The organism is Pseudomonas sp. TE3644 (assembly GCF_056278815.1).
In genome coordinates this window covers 5505965-5523207 of record NZ_JBWBQF010000001.1, presented here as the reverse complement: position 1 = coordinate 5523207, position 17243 = coordinate 5505965, and the positions used below count along the sequence as shown (strand labels likewise).

At 64.0% G+C, this 17243-nt stretch carries 13 protein-coding genes; all 13 read right to left on the bottom strand.

Going from position 1 to position 17243, the window contains the following annotated elements:
• Nucleotides 1-28: 28 nt before the first annotated feature.
• Nucleotides 29-1045, bottom strand: a complete 1017-nt coding sequence (locus ACZ9GA_RS24420) for a class I SAM-dependent rRNA methyltransferase (protein WP_457360203.1) — start codon at nt 1043-1045, stop codon at nt 29-31.
• 146 nt (nt 1046-1191) lie between these two features.
• Nucleotides 1192-2064 carry an oxygenase MpaB family protein gene (locus tag ACZ9GA_RS24415; RefSeq protein ID WP_457360205.1) on the bottom strand — a complete coding sequence of 291 codons (873 nt, stop codon included), beginning with the start codon at nt 2062-2064 and terminating at the stop codon, nt 1192-1194.
• Between the two features lie 48 nt (nt 2065-2112).
• The gene (gene acs / locus ACZ9GA_RS24410; RefSeq protein ID WP_457360206.1) at nt 2113-4050 is read right to left on the bottom strand and encodes an acetate--CoA ligase; all 1938 of its coding nucleotides are present in this window, start codon (nt 4048-4050) and stop codon (nt 2113-2115) included.
• 210 nt (nt 4051-4260) lie between these two features.
• A complete protein-coding gene (gene pgi / locus ACZ9GA_RS24405) occupies nt 4261-5925 on the bottom strand; it encodes a glucose-6-phosphate isomerase (RefSeq protein WP_457360208.1) in 1665 nt (554 codons plus the stop codon).
• 240 nt (nt 5926-6165) lie between these two features.
• A complete protein-coding gene (gene panC, locus ACZ9GA_RS24400) occupies nt 6166-7020 on the bottom strand; it encodes a pantoate--beta-alanine ligase (RefSeq protein WP_457360210.1) in 855 nt (284 codons plus the stop codon).
• The gene (gene panB, locus ACZ9GA_RS24395) at nt 7017-7817 is read right to left on the bottom strand and encodes a 3-methyl-2-oxobutanoate hydroxymethyltransferase (RefSeq protein ID WP_457360212.1); all 801 of its coding nucleotides are present in this window, start codon (nt 7815-7817) and stop codon (nt 7017-7019) included. The genes panC and panB overlap by 4 nt, the downstream gene beginning before the upstream one ends.
• A 562-nt stretch (nt 7818-8379) precedes the next feature.
• Nucleotides 8380-8859 (bottom strand): 2-amino-4-hydroxy-6-hydroxymethyldihydropteridine diphosphokinase, encoded by a 480-nt coding sequence (gene folK, locus ACZ9GA_RS24390; RefSeq protein ID WP_457360214.1) that lies wholly within the window; start codon nt 8857-8859, stop codon nt 8380-8382.
• Between the two features lie 4 nt (nt 8860-8863).
• Nucleotides 8864-10255, bottom strand: coding sequence for a polynucleotide adenylyltransferase PcnB (locus tag ACZ9GA_RS24385; RefSeq protein ID WP_457360216.1), 1392 nt, complete (start codon nt 10253-10255; stop codon nt 8864-8866).
• Nucleotides 10256-10946: 691 nt separating this feature from the next.
• Nucleotides 10947-12389 carry a sigma-54-dependent transcriptional regulator gene (locus ACZ9GA_RS24380; RefSeq protein ID WP_457360218.1) on the bottom strand — a complete coding sequence of 481 codons (1443 nt, stop codon included), beginning with the start codon at nt 12387-12389 and terminating at the stop codon, nt 10947-10949.
• Between the two features lie 22 nt (nt 12390-12411).
• On the bottom strand, nt 12412-15366 hold the full coding sequence (locus ACZ9GA_RS24375; RefSeq protein WP_457360219.1) for a sensor histidine kinase: 2955 nt from the start codon (nt 15364-15366) through the stop codon (nt 12412-12414).
• Nucleotides 15350-15526: a hypothetical protein gene (locus ACZ9GA_RS24370; RefSeq protein WP_003250005.1), complete on the bottom strand. Its 177-nt coding sequence runs from the start codon at nt 15524-15526 to the stop codon at nt 15350-15352. Before ACZ9GA_RS24370 ends, ACZ9GA_RS24375 begins: the two co-directional genes overlap by 17 nt.
• Before the next feature lie 232 nt (nt 15527-15758).
• The gene (gene gluQRS / locus ACZ9GA_RS24365; protein WP_457363655.1) at nt 15759-16649 is read right to left on the bottom strand and encodes a tRNA glutamyl-Q(34) synthetase GluQRS; all 891 of its coding nucleotides are present in this window, start codon (nt 16647-16649) and stop codon (nt 15759-15761) included.
• A 77-nt stretch (nt 16650-16726) separates the two neighbouring features.
• Nucleotides 16727-17173: an RNA polymerase-binding protein DksA gene (dksA, locus tag ACZ9GA_RS24360; protein WP_457360221.1), complete on the bottom strand. Its 447-nt coding sequence runs from the start codon at nt 17171-17173 to the stop codon at nt 16727-16729.
• Nucleotides 17174-17243 lie beyond the last annotated feature (70 nt).

Genomic DNA, 17243 nt, shown 5'->3' with positions numbered 1-17243 from the left:
GCTTTATGTGTAGGATTTTTCTACAAACTTACAGTTGTAACACCAGTGTCTTGAGCGGTGGCTGGCCGTCCATGGAGGGGAAATCGCTGGCCGGTTTGATCACCTGCCAGTCGCGCACCGGACGGCCGGCTTTCTCGGCGCAGCGCAGCACCTGTTCGCGCCAATCGTCGAAGGGCACTTTTGCCAGGTTGTTGCAGCAGATCAGCACGCCATTGTCGGCGGTGCTCAGCAGGGCGGGCTTGAGCAGGCTCTGGTAGTCGCGCAGCAGGTCGACGGTGCCGAAGGCGCTCTTGGCCCAGGCGGGCGGGTCGAGGAACACCAGGTCGTACTGGCGCTGTTCCAGGCGCGGGTAGCTGGGCAACTTCTGGCCGCGGCGCTGGCTGATGGGCAGGCCGGCCAGTTGGCGGATGGCCGGGAAGTAGTCCGACTGCACGAAGCTCATGGGCACCAGCGCCGGGTTCAGCGCGCCGTTTTCCTTGCCCACCGCCAGGTTGCCCTCGGCGAAGTCCAGGTTGCACACCTCGCGCGCGCCGCCTGCGGCAGCGGCCAGGCCGACGCCGCAGGTGTAGGCGAATAGGTTGAGCACGCTTTTGCCCTGGCTGTTGGCTTTCACCCAGCCACGGGCGTTGCGCAGGTCCAGGAACAGCAGCGGGTCCTGGCCGGCGTGGCGGCCGCGCACACGGTAGTTCAGGCCCCATTCGTGGCCCACCAGGTCGGCCAGTGCGGCGTCGTCGGGTTGGTAGATGCTGTCCTGGCGGTCGATGCGCGAATTGCCTTTGGAGCGGTCGTTGTAGACCAGCAGCAGCTCCAGGCCCAGTTCGCGGTTGATGGCGTCGTGGATGGCCAGCAGGTCATCGCGTTCCAGGCTGGTGTGGAAGCTCTGCACCATCAGTTGCGGGCCGTAGCGGTCCACGGTGAGGCCGCCGGCGCCTTCCTGGCTGCCGTGGAACAGGCGGTAGCAGTCAGTGCCCTGGGCGTGCAGTTGGGTGAGCAGGTCTTTGCGGGAATCGAGAGCGGCGCGCAGCGCCTGGTTCATGGTGGACATGCGCTGTACGCCTGAAAAAAAGAGGCGCCAGTTTAATCGTAGTAGGCCGCAAAAGCACATGTAGCCGCTGCCGCAGGCTGCGCTGGCCTGCCGATACACTGAAGCTCTTCAGCGAGGCACATGGCCAGCGCAGCCTGCGGCAGCGGCTACAAGGTGATGCCCATGCGGCGCCTGGCGCGGTGGGCGGAGCCGTCGCGCACAGCCCAGCGCAGCACGGGCGCAGTGCTGTTGATGCCACTGCGCACCAGGCGGCGCTTCAGATCGCTCTGGGGCAGTTCCAGCATCGCGCTGGCCCAGTCAGGCAGCAGGTCGACACCCGCCTGCATCATCAACGCCCCAAACGGCTTGGCCAGGCGGCTGGGCGCCGGGGCATTCATCAACAGGCGAATCACTTCACGACTGCGATGATCACACACCAACTGCGGCCGAATGCCTTCCAGATACTGCGAAATTTCCTCCCGCGATGCCGGCACATCCCGCGCGCCCAGCCGCTCGGCGATCAGCGCGATTTCCGCGTAGTAGCGATCCTGGTCCGCCAGCGACAGGTGCGGGTTGCGGTAGCGCAGGTGCGCGGCCAGAAAATGACTGACCTCGGCCACATGCACCCACGTCAGCAAATCCGGGTCGCTGGCCGCGTAGGCACGGCCATCCTCGGCATGGCCGGTGACCTGCAAATGAATGGTGCGCACCTTGTCGATCAACCAATTGGCATCACCGCTGGCGCCGAATGTGGTGCCGGAGATGAACTGCCCCGTGCGCCGCAGGCGCCCCAGCATGTCGGTGCGAAAGTTGGAATGGTCCCACACCCCGGCCAGCGCCAGTGGGTGCAGGGCCTGCAGCATCAGCGCGCTGATACCGCCCACCAGCATGCTGGTGAAGTCGCCATGCACCTGCCAGCACACCGCATCGGGCCCGAACAGGCCGGGGTCGCCCTTGGGGTTTTCCAGGTCCAGCTGGCCCAGGGACAGGCCGGTCAGGCTCAACACTTGTTTCTCGATGCGGCGGCGAATGAATTCCATGGGCAACTTGGGTCGGGGCGCGGCCGGGGTAAGCCGGTCGCGCAAGGTTCAGCGGTTCAGGCGCTGGTCGATCAGGCCCTGCACCACACTGGGGTCGGCCAGGGTCGAGGTGTCGCCCAGGCTGTCGGTTTCGTTGCAGGCGATCTTGCGCAGAATGCGGCGCATGATCTTGCCCGAGCGGGTCTTGGGCAGCGCGGGCGCCCACTGCACCAGGTCCGGCTTGGCAAAGCGGCCGATCTCCCGGCTGACCAGGGCCAGCAGTTCCTTGAGCAGCGCATCGTCCGGCGTCACGCCGTTCATGGGTGTGACGTAGGCGTAGATGCCCTGGCCCTTGAGGTCGTGAGGGTAACCGACCACGGCGGCTTCGGCGACACTGTCGTGCAGCACCAGCGCGCTTTCCACCTCGGCGGTGCCGATGCGATGCCCGGAGACGTTGATCACGTCATCCACCCGCCCGGTTATCCACAGGTCGCCGTCTTCGTCGCGGCGCGCGCCGTCACCGGTGAAGTAGTAGCCGGGGAACGGCTTGAAGTAGGTGTCGAGCATGCGCTGGTGGTCGCCGTAGACGCTGCGGATCTGCCCTGGCCAACTGGCCTTGAGCACCAACAGGCCGCTGCCGGGCCCTTCCAGCACCTTGCCCTGGTCGTCCAGCAACAGCGGTTGCACGCCGAAGAACGGCTGGGTGGCGCAGCCGGGCTTGATGCGGCGGGTGCCGGGCAGCGGGGTCAGCATGATGCCGCCGGTTTCCGTCTGCCACCAGGTGTCGACGATGGGGCAGCGCTGCTTGCCGACTTCGTTGAAGTACCACGCCCAGGCTTCCGGGTTGATCGGCTCGCCGACGCTGCCCAGCAGGCGCAGGCTGGCGCGCGAGGTGTTGGCCAGCGGCGCGTCGCCCTCGCGCATCAGGGCGCGCAGGGCGGTGGGGGCGGTGTAGAAAATGTTGACCTGGTGTTTGTCCACCACCTGCCAGAAGCGCGAGGCGTCGGGGTAGCTGGGCACGCCCTCGTAAATCAGCGTGGTGGCGCCGTTGGCCAGCGGGCCATAGACGATGTAGCTGTGACCGGTGACCCAGCCGACGTCGGCGGTGCACCAGAAGACTTCGCCCTGGCGGTAATCGAAGACGTACTTGAAGGTCATGGCCGCCTGCAACAGGTAGCCGGCGGTGGTGTGCAGCACGCCCTTGGGTTTGCCGGTGGAACCGCTGGTGTAGAGGATGAACAGCGGGTCTTCACTGCCCATGGGCTCGGGCGGGCAGTCAGGGCTGACGCCGTGAATGGCTTCGTGGTACCAGATATCGCGGCCCGTCTGCCATTGCACGGTGCCGCCGGTGCGCTGCACCACCATCACGGTGCTGACGTTTGGGCAGCGTTGCAGCGCCTGGTCGACATTGTTTTTCAGGGGCGTGTATTTGCCGCCGCGCACGGCCTCGTCGGCGGTAATCACCGTACGGCAGTCGGCGTCCAGTATGCGGTCGGCCAGGGCATCGGGGGAGAAGCCGCCGAACACCACCGAATGCACCGCGCCGATGCGCGCGCAGGCCAGCATCGCATAGTCTGCTTCGGGCACCATGGGCATATAGATGCACACGCGGTCGCCCTTGGTCACGCCGCGCTCCTTGAGCACGTTGGCCAGGCGGCAGACGTTGTGGTGCAGCTTGCGGTAGGTGATGTCGGCGGATTCGCTGGGGTCGTCGCCTTCCCAGACGATGGCGATGCGTTCGCCGTGGGCGGCCAGGTGGCGGTCAATGCAGTTATAGCTGACGTTCAGGCGCGCGCCTTCGAACCAGCTGGCCTGGCCGCGGTGCAGGTCGCTGGTGTGCACGTGGGTCCAGGGGGTGATCCAGTCCAGCAAGGCCTTGGCCTGTTCGGCCCAGAAGGTCTCGGGGTGGTCGATGGACTGGCGGTACAGGCGTTGGTAGCCGGCGTCGTCCAGGGCGGCCGAGCGGCGTACGGCGTCGGCCTGAGGGTAGGCGGTGATGTCGAACATGGCGGTGGTCCTTGTTCTTGTGGTTCACAAGGACAAGGGTGGACCCACATCGCCAGCCCGGCAAGCACGCGCTGTTTGTGGGCCCGGGGGAAGCTCGGGAAAAGAACGACGCGGTATGGCTGATACACCGAGGCGTGCTTTTCCCGAGCTTCGCCCGGTCCCACAAAGGTGGAGCCAAAAAAAATCCCCTCGGGTGAGGGGATTTTTTTATCAACCGCGGTGACGGCCGCGGAAGTAGTTGATCAGGCCCTGGGTGGACGCGTCCTCGGCCGGCTCTTCGATGCCGCCGGTCAGGCGCTGATACACGCCCTTGCCCAGTTCCTTGCCCAACTCCACGCCCCATTGGTCGAAGGCGTTGATGCCCCACAGCACGCTCTGCACGAACACCTTGTGCTCGTACATCGCCACCAGAGCGCCCAGACGGCGCGGGCTGATGCGTTCAACCACCAGGGTGTTGCTCGGGCGGTTGCCCGGGATCACCTTGTGTGGCGCCAGTTTCTGGATGGCGGCTTCGTCCATGCCCTTGTCGCGCAGTTCGGACTCGGCCTCGGCGCGGGTCTTGCCCAGCATCAGCGCCTGGCTCTGCGACAGGCAGTTGGCGAACAGCCACTGATGGTGGTCAGCCACCGGGTTGAAGCTGACTACCGGCACGATGAAGTCGGCCGGGATCAGCTGGGTGCCCTGGTGCAGCAATTGGTGGTAGGCGTGCTGGCCGTTGCAACCCACGCCACCCCAGATGACCGGGCCGGTGTCGGTGGTGACGGGGGTGCCGTCCTGGCGCACGCTCTTGCCGTTGGACTCCATGTCCAGCTGTTGCAGGTGCTTGGTGATGTTGCGCAGGTAGTGGTCGTACGGCAGGATCGCATGGGCCTGCGAGCCCCAGAAATTGCCGTACCACACGCCCAGCAAGGCCAGCAGCACCGGCATGTTCTGTTCGAACGGCGCGGTCTGGAAGTGCTGGTCCATGGTGTAGGCACCGGACAGCAGCTCTTTGAAGTTGGCGGTACCGATGGCCAGGGCAATCGGCAGGCCGATGGCCGACCACAGCGAGTAACGGCCGCCTACCCAGTCCCACATCGGGAAGATGTTCTCTTCACGGATGCCGAAGGCCACGGCGGCAGCATTGTTGCTGGACACGGCGATGAAGTGGCGGTGCAGTTCGGCTTCCGAGCCGCCCTGGGCCAGGTACCAGGCACGGGCGGCCTGGGCGTTTTTCAGGGTTTCCAGGGTGCTGAACGACTTCGACGAGACGATGAACAGCGTGGTCTCGGCGCGCAGCTTGGTGGCCAGTTCGTGGAACTCGCTGCCGTCGATGTTGGCCAGGTAATGGCAGCGCACGCCTTTCTGGGCGTACGGCAGCAAAGCTTCGGACACCAGCTCCGGGCCCAGGAACGAGCCACCGATGCCGATGTTCACAACGTCCGTGATGGGCTTTTCGGTGTAGCCGCGCCACAGGCCGTCGTGGATACGGGTGACCAGCTCGGTGATCTGGTTCAGCACCTTATGCACTTCGGGCATGATGTTGGTGCCGTTGACGTTGAGCTTGTCGCCCACCGGGCGGCGCAGGGCGGTGTGCAGCGCCGGGCGGCCTTCGGAGGCATTGAGCAGTTCGCCGGCGAACATCGATTTGATGGCGCCTTGCAGGTCCACTTCACCGGCCAGCTTGACCAGCAGGTCGCGGGTGTCAGTGGTGATCAGGTTTTTCGAGTAGTCGAGGAACAGGCCGCAACCACTCAGGGAAAATTGGTGAAAACGCTGCGGATCGGCCGCGAAGGCTTCGCGCATGCTGAAATCCTGCATGGCCTGGCGGTGCTCGGTAAGGGCTTGCCAGGCGGGCAGAGCGGTAACGTCGTGGGGGGTACGGTAATACGCCATCGCTGCGGGTTTCCTTGTACTTGAACAGCCATTGGACACGAAGGCGGTCCGGTCGGTTGCATAAAACTTTCATCAGGCCTGAGGAACCCCTGTAGGAGCGGACTGTGTCCGCGAAGGTCCCACCGCGTTTTACCTGGTGCTACGCGGGGAATTCTTCGCGGGCACGGCCCGCTCCTACAGGTGGGTCCACCGTAAACGCTCCGGTCCTTTTTATCAGTTCCGGGCCTTGCAGGATAGCAGTCAGGCGTCGAGGTTCAGGTGCAGATTGTCGATCAGCCGTGTGCTGCCGATGTAGGCTGCGGCAATGATCACCACGTCGCGATCCTCGGCCGTGGCCGGGCGCAGGTTGATGCCCTGGCGGATCTCGAAGTAGTCGGTCTTGAAACCGGCTGCCGTGATCTGCTCGCAGGCTTCGTTCAGCAGGCGATCGTAGTCACGTTCGCCGCTTTCGATAGCCTTGGCCACTTGCTGCATGGAACGGTACAGGGCCGGCGCGGCAGCGCGCTGCTCGGTGGTCAGGTAGCCGTTGCGCGAGGACAGCGCCAGGCCGTCCTCGGCGCGCACGGTGGGCTCGCCGATGATCTGGATGGGCATGTTCAGGTCACGTACCAGCGCGCGGATCACCGCCAGTTGCTGGTAGTCCTTCTGGCCGAACACGGCCAGGTCCGGCTGGACCATGTTGAACAGCTTGCTGACAACGGTGGCTACGCCTTCGAAATGCCCGGGGCGGCTGGCGCCACACAGGCCTTCGGACAGGTGGGGGACGCTGACGCGGGTCTGCACGCCCATGCCGTCGGGGTACATCTCTTCCACGGTGGGGGCAAACAGCAGGTGGCAGCCGGCCTCGACCAGTTTTTCCTGGTCGGCGGCGAGGGTGCGCGGGTACTTGTCCAGGTCTTCGGCAGGGCCGAACTGCAGCGGGTTGACGAAGATGCTCGCCACCACGAAGTCGACACGCTGGGCCGCCTTGGTCACCAGCGCGGCATGGCCGCTGTGCAGGTTGCCCATGGTCGGCACGAAGCCGATGCGCTTGCCTTCGCTACGGGCGCGCGCCACGGCGGCGCGCAGTTCTTTGACGGTTTTTACGGTGTTCATGCATTAAATCCGTGTTCGGTACCCGGGAAGCTGACTTCCTTGACGGCGGTGACGTAGGCGCCCAGGGCGCTCTGGATGTCCGGCTGGCCGGTCATGAAGTTCTTCACGAACTTGGCCATGCGCCCGGTCAGGGACAGGCCCAGCATGTCGTGCAGCACCAATACCTGGCCGTCCACTGCGCTGCCGGCGCCAATGCCGATCACCGGGATTTTCACCGCCTGGGTGATTTCGCTGGCCAGCTCGCTGGGCACGCACTCAAGCAGGATCATCGCCGCGCCGGCCTGTTCCAGGGCAATGGCGTCGGCACGCATCTGCCGCGCCTGGGCTTCGTTGCGGCCCTGCACTTTATAGCCGCCCAGCACGTTGACGGTCTGTGGGGTCAGGCCCATGTGCACGCACACCGGCACGCCGCGCTCGGCCAGCATGCGGATGGAGTCGGCCAGCCACACTGCGCCTTCCACTTTGACCATGTGGGCGCCGGCCTGCATCAGCTGGGCGCTGTTGGCGAAGGTCTGTTCCAGGGTGGCGCACGCCATGAAAGGCAGGTCGGCCATGATCAGCGCGCCCTTGTTGCCGCGCTTCACGCAGGCGACGTGATAGGCCATGTCGGCATTGGTGACGGGCAGGGTACTGTCGTGCCCCTGCAGCACCATGCCCAGCGAGTCGCCGACCAGCAGGATTTCAACGCCTGCCTGGCTGGCCTCATGGGCGAAGGTGGCGTCATAGCAGGTCAGCATGGCGATTTTCTCACCCTTGAGCTTGAGGCTCTGCAGGGTGGTCAGGGTGATTTGTGGCATCAAAGGTGTCCTCATTCAGGCGCCGTGAATACTGCTCTCAATAAGCGGGTCAAACACAACATCATCTGCCGTGATGTTTAGGAAACGGCCACCATCAGGCCGCTCCGCGCCGTTTTGCTGCGTTAGGGCGCAACGGGATGCCTATAGTCGTGAGGAGGGGGCGGGAAGTCAATTGGATGTGTTACGGGTGTGTTACTGGGTGGGGGGATTGTGTGTTACCGGGGGGGGGCGAGCGGCGGCGTGGGATTGCGTGAGGGCGACCATGTGTCCGCCTTGGGGGATTCGTCGTTCATGAGATCGAGCGCCGCCCGCGCGGCGCATCGCGACCAAGGTCGGCTCCTACGTTTGTTGCAACGTGCCCCGCTGTGGATTGGTGGTGCGCCTGGCGGCACCAACGCATATCTGCAGCGGGCAAACAAGGCGGTCAAGGCGATAGGACTGGCATAACTGGCCCGAAACAGATGTAGGAGCCGACCTTGGTCGCGATGCGCCGTGCGGACGGCGCTCGATCTCAAGAACGCCAAAAGAGCCAAAGCGAACACCTGTCAGCCCAAACGCAACCTCAAGCCAACCGCTCCAACCCCTCAAACGGGCAACCAGCCAGCAGATCAGCCAAATGCCGCCCATCCGCCAACCGCAACCCCGCAGGCGCCACCTCAGCCAACGGATACAACACAAACGCCCGCACGTGCATCTGATAATGCGGCACCGTCAACCGCGGCTCATCAATCACCCGATCGCCAAACAACAGCACATCCAGGTCCAACGTCCGCGGCCCCCAGCGCTCAGCCCTTACACGCCCCTGGTCGTTCTCGATGGCCTGCAAGGCATCCAGCAATACCAACGGCGCCAACGAGGTCTCCAGCCGCGCCACCGCGTTGGTATAGCGCGGCTGCCCCGGCGACAGCGATTCACTGCTGTACAGCGCCGACACTTTCAGCCCCTGGCTAAAAGGCAACTGCCCCAGCGCCTCGATGGCCTGGCGCAGTTGTTCGGCCGGTTCGGCCAGGTTGCTGCCCAGGCCGATGTACACGACTTCCATCAGCTTACTCGCCCGAATCCGCCGCCGCGCCACGCTTGCGCTTGGCACCGCTGCGCTTGCGTTTGCGTGGGCCGGCGCCGGTTTCGTCCTTGTTGCCCAGGTCGCGGATCATGTCGCGGCGTTCGCTGTCATTGGCGTCCTGGTAATCGGTCCACCATTCGCCCAGGCCGTCGGTCTGCTCGCCGGCGCTTTCACGCAGCAGCAGGAAGTCGTAGCCGGCGCGGAAGCGCGGGTTGTCCAGCAACAGGTCGGCACGTTTGCCGCTGCGGCGTGGCAGGCGCTCCTGCATGTCCCAGATCTCGCGAATCGGGATGGTGAAACGCTTGGGAATGGCGATGCGCTGGCACTGTTCGGCAATCAGCTGGTGCGCGCCTTCCTGCATGGCCGGGATCGGCGGCATGCCACGTTCCTGCAAGTGCACCACGCGGGCGGGCAGGGCCGGCCACAGCAGGGCGGCGAACAGGAAGGCCGGGGTCACCGGTTTGCCCTGCTTGACGCGCAGGTCGGTGTTTTTCAGCGCTTCGCTGATCAGCGTGTGCGTGTAGGTGGGCTGGTGCTCCAGCGAGTGGGCACTGGCCGGGAACAGCGGGTCGAACAGCTGCAGGTCCACCAGCATCTCGAAGGTGTCCGAGGCGTTGCCCGACAGGAACAGCTTCAGGCTCTCTTCGAACAGCCGTGCCGACGGGATCTCGCGCAGCATGGGCGCCAGTTCGCGGATCGGCGCGGCGGTGTGCTTCTCGATGCCGAAGTCCAGCTTGGCGGCGAAACGCACGGCGCGCAGCATGCGTACCGGGTCTTCCTGGTAGCGCTGGGTCGGGTCGCCGATCAGGCGGATCAGGTGGTTGCGAATGTCGTGTACGCCGTTGGCGTAGTCGAGGATGCGCTCGCTGACCGGATCGTAATACAGCGCGTTGATGGTGAAATCGCGGCGCTGGGCGTCCTCTTCGAGGGTGCCGTAGACGTTGTCGCGCAGGATGCGACCACTTTCGTTACGCGACGACTGGTTGCTGTCTTCCTCTTCTTCATCCTGGGGATGATTGGCGCGGAAGGTGGCAACCTCGATGATTTCGCGGCCGAAGTGGATGTGCACCAGCTTGAACCGGCGGCCAATCACCCGGGCGTTGCGGAATTCCGCACGCACTTGTTCGGGGGTGGCGCTGGTGGCGACGTCGAAGTCCTTTGGCGTGATGTTGAGCAGCATGTCACGCACGCAACCGCCCACCAGATAAGCCTGATAGCCCGCGTTCTGCAGGCGTTCGACGATGCTCACCGCATGGCGGCTGAACTGGTTGCGCTGCAGCGAGTGTTGCCCGCTATTGAGCACTTCGGGCGTGGTGCGCAGGTGGTGCGGACGACGCACGGGGGTACGGATAGACTGGAACAGCTTCTTCAGCATGGGATGCACTGTTTGAAGGAATGTTCGGCCATGAATGGAGAATGACCGCATGATGGGCGGGGATTCTAGCATTTAGTCGAGGGATGGTGTAGGACGCAGCGCGACGAGGGGGACGAAACGTAGAAACTACAAGGGGAGCCGAAGCTCCCCAAGGAATGTAGTTGCATGCTCTTCTTGTTTTTTTGATCGGGCTTCTTGTTTTTGTTTAACGCCCTACCCACGTGGTCTTTGCCAGTGGGCTGCTCCATAACCTGGAGCAAGAGCAAACGGATTGCTTTGGTCGCTGAGTTGCTTTCATCCCATGCCGTTTCTGCTTTTCAGTGCAGTTTTTATTGGTCTTTGCCTGGGTGTGGGGCTAGCCCCAATTACAACGCCTCTCCAAAAGAATCAGTTAGCTGCGCCTCCGCCGTGTTGTTCTTGTTATGCGTGAGCCGTTTCATCTTGTTTTTATTAGAGTGTGTCATTGCTTATTGTTGTTCTTGTACCAAATACATAGCAGGTGCCGTGCCAACTTTTTAAAAGCCTTGTAAAACAAGGCCTTGAGCCGTTTGATGGCTCGGTGCCAGCGCCTGCGAAGGACCAAATTCGTTACCGTACGCCTCGGTGTTTGTTACGCCTTGGCGGTGGGGGTAACAGTTTGTCACTCCCCCACGTTTGTTACCTGTGACACTCGATAATTAGCTGAAACGTATCAGCTCTCGCTGGCCACACCCGACTTGCGACGCGGTATGCCCAAACGCTGACGCCGTTCCCACAGACACTTGCGGCTGACGCCCAACTTGCGCGCCAATTCGGTCTCGGTCATGTGGTCCTGGTGTTCCAACACGAAGTGCTGGAAGTAGTCCTCCAGGGACAGGTCCTCGGTGGGCTCGTGGTTGGTGGTGCCGACATTGCTGCCCGGTTGCGCGGCCAGCGCCTCGAAGGCCTCGTCGTCCAGGTCCTCCAGCTCGATATCGATGCCCAGCAGCTCGGCGGAAATTTCCGCGCTCTCGCTGAGAATCACCGAACGTTCCACGGCGTTTTCCAGTTCCCGCACGTTACCCGGCCACGAATAGTGACGGATGGCCTGCTCGGCGTCCGGCGCAAAACGCAGGTCGTTACGGCCGATGCGCGCACTCTGGCGGGCCAGGAAGGCGTTGGCGATTTCGTTGACGTCGGCGCCACGCTCACGCAGGGCCGGCAGCTTCAAGGCGATCACGTGCAGGCGGTAGTACAAGTCCTCACGGAATTGACCGACCTTGGCCAGGCTCTTGAGGTCACGGTGGGTGGCGGCAATCAGGCGTACATCGACCTTTTGCGACTGCACCGAACCCACGCGGCGGATCTCGCCCTCTTGCAGCACGCGCAACAGGCGCGCCTGGGCTTCGAGCGGCAGCTCGCCGATCTCGTCGAGGAACAGCGTGCCGCCGTCCGCCGCTTCCACCAGGCCCGCGCGCCCGGCGCTGGCGCCGGTGAACGCGCCCTTTTCGTGGCCGAACAGCTCGGACTCGATCAGGGTTTCCGGGATGGCGGCGCAGTTGACCGAAATCATCGGCGCCTTGGCCCGGCGTGACAGGTTGTGCAGGGCGCGGGCCACCAGTTCCTTACCGGTGCCCGACTCGCCCTGGATCAGCACGTTGGAGTCGGTGGGTGCCACCTTGCGGATCTTGCTGTACAGGTCCTGCATGGGCGGGCACGAGCCGATGATGCCGATGTCGCCATTGGCGTTCTCGGCCCCGGCTGCCGCCTTGCCGCTGCCGTTGGTGGCGCGTTCGGCGGGGGCGGCGACAGGCGCGGGGGCGCTTTGCCGGTCGCGCAGGATGCGCGCCACGGCCTGCAGCATCTCGTCGTGGTCGAAAGGCTTGGCGATGTAGTCCACCGCGCCCATCTTCATGGAGTCCACCGCCGAGCGCAGGCTGGCGTAGCTGGTCATGATCAGCACCGGCTTGCCTTGGCCCAGCTTGATCAGTTCGGTGCCCGGGGCGCCAGGCAGGCGCAGGTCACTGACGATCAGGTCAAAGGTGGGGATGGAGAAGCGCTCTTGTGCTTCCTGCACGGAGCCGGCTTCGCTGACCTGGTACTGATTCCGTTCAAGCAGGCGTCGCAGGGCAGAACGAATGATTGTTTCGTCTTCGACGATCAGAATGTGCGGCATTGATTCAATACTCTCGACGGTCTCAGTTCACGGCGGACGTCGCTTCGACATGACGCGGCAAGGTCACCCGGATACGGGTGCCGCGTTGGCTCTGGATATCAGCCGGGCTGTCGATGGTGATTTGTCCATAATGCTCTTCAACGATGGAATAGACCAGAGCAAGCCCCAGTCCGGTTCCCTCGCCAGGGTCCTTGGTGGTGAAGAACGGTTCGAATAAACGGTCCATGATGTTCTTGGGAATGCCGCTGCCTTCGTCCTCGACGATCAGGTCCACGGTGTGTTCGCTGGCCTCACTCTTGACCCGCACCGCGCCGCCCGCCTTGGAGGCATCGCGGGCGTTGGACAGCAGGTTGATCAGCACCTGGGCCAGGCGTTGCGGATCGCCCTCCACCCAGTGGTCGGGGTCGCAGAGGTTGTAGAACTGCACTTCGAAATTGCGCCGGTTCAGGGCCAGCAGGCCGATGGCGTCCTGGGCCACCTCGGCCAGGCTCACCGGTTCGTCGCTGTGCTGGTGGCTGCCGGCGTGGGCGAAGCTCATCAGCGACTGCACGATGCGCGACACGCGCTTGGTCTGCTCGAGGATCTGGCTGCTGAGTTCGGTGATCTCGCCGTCTTCTTCGCGCTCTTCACGCAGGTTCTGCGCCAGGCACGCAATGCCGGTGATCGGGTTGCCGATTTCGTGGGCCACACCGGCGGCCAGTCGGCCAATGCTGGCCAGGCGCTCGGAGTGCACCAGCTTGTCTTCCAGCATCTGCGTCTCGGTCAGGTCTTCGACCAACAGCACCAGGCCGCTGTTGCCCGGCGCCAGCGGCTCGTCGATGGCCGCCTTGTGCAGGTTAAGCCAGCGGGTCTGGCCGTCCAGGGCCAGGCGCTGTTTATGCAAGTGCTCGTCAGGCACGTTGATGAAGCCTTGCAGCAGGCCGCGCCACGGCTCGCCGATGGTCATCAGGCGCGAGCCCACCACGCGCTGCGCGGCAATGCCGGTCAGCTCTTCCATGGCCTTGTTCCACATCAGGATTTCCTGGTCCTTGGCCAGCGAGCAGACGCCCATGGGCAGCTCTTGCAGGGTCTGGCGATGGTAGCGGCGCAGGGCGTCGAGCTCGGCGGCAAGGCCGGTAAGGCGCGAGTGGTAGTCTTCCAGGCGGCTCTCGATGAAGTGGATGTCTTCGGTAACGTAGTTCTCGTTGCCCGATTTGTACGGCAGGAAGGTCTCGACCATGTCCTGGGCCACGCTGGGGCCCATCAGGCCGGACAGGTTGGCCTCGATGCGGTCGCGCAGGCGGCGCAGGGCATAGGGGCGGCGCTCGTCGAATGGCAGGTAGAGGTCGCGCAGGGCCTGCTCCACTTCCTTCTGCGCGGCCTTGGCGCCCAGCGGCTTGGCCAGTTGGGTGGCGAATTCCTGGGGCGAGGCGGCGTGCAGCTCGCGGCGCTGGGGCCGGCGCACGTTATCCACGGCGCAGGCTTCGGCGGCGCTGGCCTCTTCGGGGCTGGGGTTACTGAACAGCGAGATCAGGGTGAACATCAGCACGTTGGCCGCCAGCGAGGCGATGGCCGCGATGTGCCAACTGGTGTCGTCCAGCACGTAGATCATGTTCAGCAGTGGGATGTAGAAGCCCTGCAGGTTGCCGATCAACGGCAGCAGCATGGTCACCATCCACACCGTGATGCCCGCCAGCAGCCCGGCGATGAAGCCACGGCGGTTGGCCGCCGGCCAGTAAAGCACGGCCAGCACGCCGGGCAGGAACTGCAGGGTGGCGACGAAGGCGACGATGCCCAGGTTGGCCAGGTCCTGGGCGGTGCCCAGCAGCAGGTAGAAGGCGTAGCCGGCCATGATGATGGCCACGATCAGGCCGCGGCGGGTCCACTTCAGCCAGCGGTAGATGTTGCCCTCGGCCGGCGGCTGGTACAGCGGCAGCACCAGGTGGTTCAGGGCCATGCCCGACAGCGCCAGGGTAGTGACGATGATCAGCCCGCTGGAGGCCGACAGCCCGCCCACGTAGGCCAGCAGCGCCAGGGCCTTGCTGTTGGCGGCGATGCCCACGCCCAGGGTGAAGTATTCCGGGCTGGTGGTGGCGCCCAGGCGCAGGCCGGCCCACAGAATCAGCGGCACCGCCAGGCTCATCAGCAACAGGAACAGCGGCAGGCCCCAGCTGGCGCTGACCAGCGAGCGCGGGTTGAGGTTTTCGGTGAAGGCCATGTGGTACATGTGCGGCATCACGATGGCCGATGCGAAGAACACCAGCAACAGGGTGCGCCATGGGCCTTCTTGCAACGGTGTGTGCAGGGCGGCGAGGGCGGTCTGGTTTTGCAGCAGCCACAGTTCCAGTTCATGGGGGCCGTTGAACACGCCGTACAACGCGTACAGACCGATGCCGCCCACGGCCACCAGCTTGATGATGGACTCGAAGGCGATGGCGAACACCAGGCCTTCGTGCTTTTCCCGGGTGGCGATATGGCGCGAGCCAAAGAAGATGGTGAACAGCGTGATCAGCGCGCAGAACGCCAGCGCCACGCGGTTCTGCACCGGGTCGCGGGTGAGGATGCTGATAGAGTCGGCCACGGCCTGGATCTGCAATGCCAGCAACGGCAGCACGCCGATCAGCATGAACACCGTGGTCAGCGCGCCGGCCCAGGTGCTGCGGAAGCGGAAGGCGAACAGGTCGGCCAATGACGACAGCTGATAGGTGCGGGTGATCTTCAGAATCGGGTACAGCAGCACCGGTGCCAGCAGGAACGCCCCCGACACCCCCAGGTAACACGCCAGGAAGCCGTAGCCGTACTGGTACGCCAGGCCCACCGTGCCATAGAACGCCCAGGCGCTGGCGTACACGCCCAGCGACAGCGTGTAGGTGAGGGGGTGGCGAATGATTGCGCGCGGGATCATCCCGCGTTCGCTGACCCAGGCCACGCCGAACAGCACCAGCAGGTACGCGGCGCTGATCAGGATCATCTGGGTGAGGCTAAAGCTCATCGGCATCACGTTGGCTCTGGAGAATGAAGGTCACCACAATCAGGATCAGCCACAGCAGATACGGCCGATACCAGGCGCCGGTCGGTTCTATCCACCAGTCCATGATCGCGGGGGAGAACAGGTAGATACCGACTACCAGCAGCAGGACCAATCGATAGATATACATGCCGGCCTCTCGAGTGGATAAAGCGTCAAACCCCAGGGTGCTCGACTTATTATTGTACGCATGGGCTAAAAAGGTGCGGCGATGGTAACGCAAGCGCATCGTAGTGCAACTGGAAGTTCACTACATCCGGCTGAGGGCCTCATCGCGAGCAAGCTTTGCTCCCACAGGTGTACGCCTCAGTTGCGGCGGACACTGTGGGAGCAAAGCTTGCTCGCGATAGCCGCGCCGCGGTTCAGGGGGTGAGCTGCGCTTCAGCCAGGGTCAAGGTGCGCGGGATCAGGTCGGCGTTCCAATGGGCGATGCCCCAGGCCAGCACTTCTCCGGGCATGGCATCGCGCAACTGCGCCGGCACCGGCTGCCCCAACGCCCGCAAGGCACGCACCAGCAATGGCGCCGCCTCATCAGCCTGCAACGGCGGCGAGCGGTAACTCTTGCCCAGCTTGTGGCCATCGGGCTGGGTAATCAGCGGCACATGCAGATACCTGGGCTGCGGCAACCCCAGCAACTCCTGCAGGTACAGGTGCCGCGGGGTGGAGTCCAGCAGGTCGGCGCCGCGCACGATGTGCGTCACCCCCTGCCAGGCATCGTCCAGCACCACGGCCAACTGATAGGCATACAGCCCGTCCCGGCGGCGGATCACGAAGTCCCCGGACTCGCGCCCCAGGTGCTGTTCGAAACGCCCTTGCACGCGGTCGACGAAGCTGTAGTTCAGTTCCGGCACGCGGATACGGATGGCTGCGTCCTCCTGGCCATGGCCAAGGTTGCGACACAGCCCCGGGTAGATCCCGTGGTAAGGCTCCAGCTGCTTGCGCGAGCAGGTACAGGCATAGGCCAGCCCCTGCTGGAACAGGCGGTCGATGACCTGGGCATAGGCGTCATGACGCCGGCTTTGGTACACCACCTCGCCGTCCCATTCGAAGCCGTAGTTCTCCAGGGCCTGGAGGATGGCCGCCTGGGCACCGGGCATTTCCCGCGGCGGGTCCAGGTCTTCCATGCGCAGCAGCCAGCGGCCGCCGACGGCACGGGCATCAAGGTAGGAGGCAAGGGCGGCCACCAGCGAGCCGAAATGCAGGAAACCACTGGGCGTTGGCGCGAAGCGGCCAATGTAGGCAGGCGTGTTCATGGGGAACAGGGTACTGGAAATGTCAGCGAAGGGGGGCAGCAGTACCGGGGCGTTGGGCACGCCCCGGGCTCAACAGGTCATTTGCCGACCTGTTTTTCCTTGATCTCTGCCAGGGTCTTGCAGTCGACGCACAGGTCGGCGGTAGGACGGGCTTCAAGGCGCTTGACGCCGATTTCGACGCCGCACGAATCGCACCAGCCGTATTCTTCGTCGGTGATCAGTTGCAGGGTCTTATCGATCTTCTTGATCAGCTTGCGCTCGCGGTCGCGGGCACGCAGTTCCAGGGCGAATTCCTCTTCCTGGCTGGCACGGTCGGCGGGGTCGGGAAAGTTGGCAGCTTCGTCCTTCATATGGTCCACGGTCTTGTCGACGCCGACCATCAGCTCCATCTTCCATTTTTGCAGGAGCTTGGTGAAGTGGGCGCGCATGGGCTTGCCCATGTACTCCTCACCGGGAGCTACTACGTAAGGCTCAAAGCCCGATTCCAGTGTTTGGGTAGATGCTTGCTTTTCATTGGTGGACATTTGGTGACCGCCTCTCGCTCTTCTAATCCATTGCGCAGGATGCTCCATCTCCGACACCCGCCGGCCCTGC

Bases quoted from the DNA above. Each gene is read 5' to 3' on its own strand.
- ACZ9GA_RS24420 (WP_457360203.1), bottom strand. From the start codon at position 1,045: ATGTCCACCATGAACCAGGCGCTGCGCGCCGCTCTCGATTCCCGCAAA.
- ACZ9GA_RS24415 (WP_457360205.1), bottom strand. From the start codon at position 2,064: ATGGAATTCATTCGCCGCCGCATCGAGAAACAAGTGTTGAGCCTGACC.
- acs (WP_457360206.1), bottom strand. From the start codon at position 4,050: ATGTTCGACATCACCGCCTACCCTCAGGCCGACGCCGTACGCCGCTCG.
- pgi (WP_457360208.1), bottom strand. From the start codon at position 5,925: ATGGCGTATTACCGTACCCCCCACGACGTTACCGCTCTGCCCGCCTGG.
- panC (WP_457360210.1), bottom strand. From the start codon at position 7,020: ATGAACACCGTAAAAACCGTCAAAGAACTGCGCGCCGCCGTGGCGCGC.
- panB (WP_457360212.1), bottom strand. From the start codon at position 7,817: ATGCCACAAATCACCCTGACCACCCTGCAGAGCCTCAAGCTCAAGGGT.
- folK (WP_457360214.1), bottom strand. From the start codon at position 8,859: ATGGAAGTCGTGTACATCGGCCTGGGCAGCAACCTGGCCGAACCGGCC.
- ACZ9GA_RS24385 (WP_457360216.1), bottom strand. From the start codon at position 10,255: ATGCTGAAGAAGCTGTTCCAGTCTATCCGTACCCCCGTGCGTCGTCCG.
- ACZ9GA_RS24380 (WP_457360218.1), bottom strand. From the start codon at position 12,389: ATGCCGCACATTCTGATCGTCGAAGACGAAACAATCATTCGTTCTGCC.
- ACZ9GA_RS24375 (WP_457360219.1), bottom strand. From the start codon at position 15,366: ATGCCGATGAGCTTTAGCCTCACCCAGATGATCCTGATCAGCGCCGCG.
- ACZ9GA_RS24370 (WP_003250005.1), bottom strand. From the start codon at position 15,526: ATGTATATCTATCGATTGGTCCTGCTGCTGGTAGTCGGTATCTACCTG.
- gluQRS (WP_457363655.1), bottom strand. From the start codon at position 16,649: ATGAACACGCCTGCCTACATTGGCCGCTTCGCGCCAACGCCCAGTGGT.
- dksA (WP_457360221.1), bottom strand. From the start codon at position 17,173: ATGTCCACCAATGAAAAGCAAGCATCTACCCAAACACTGGAATCGGGC.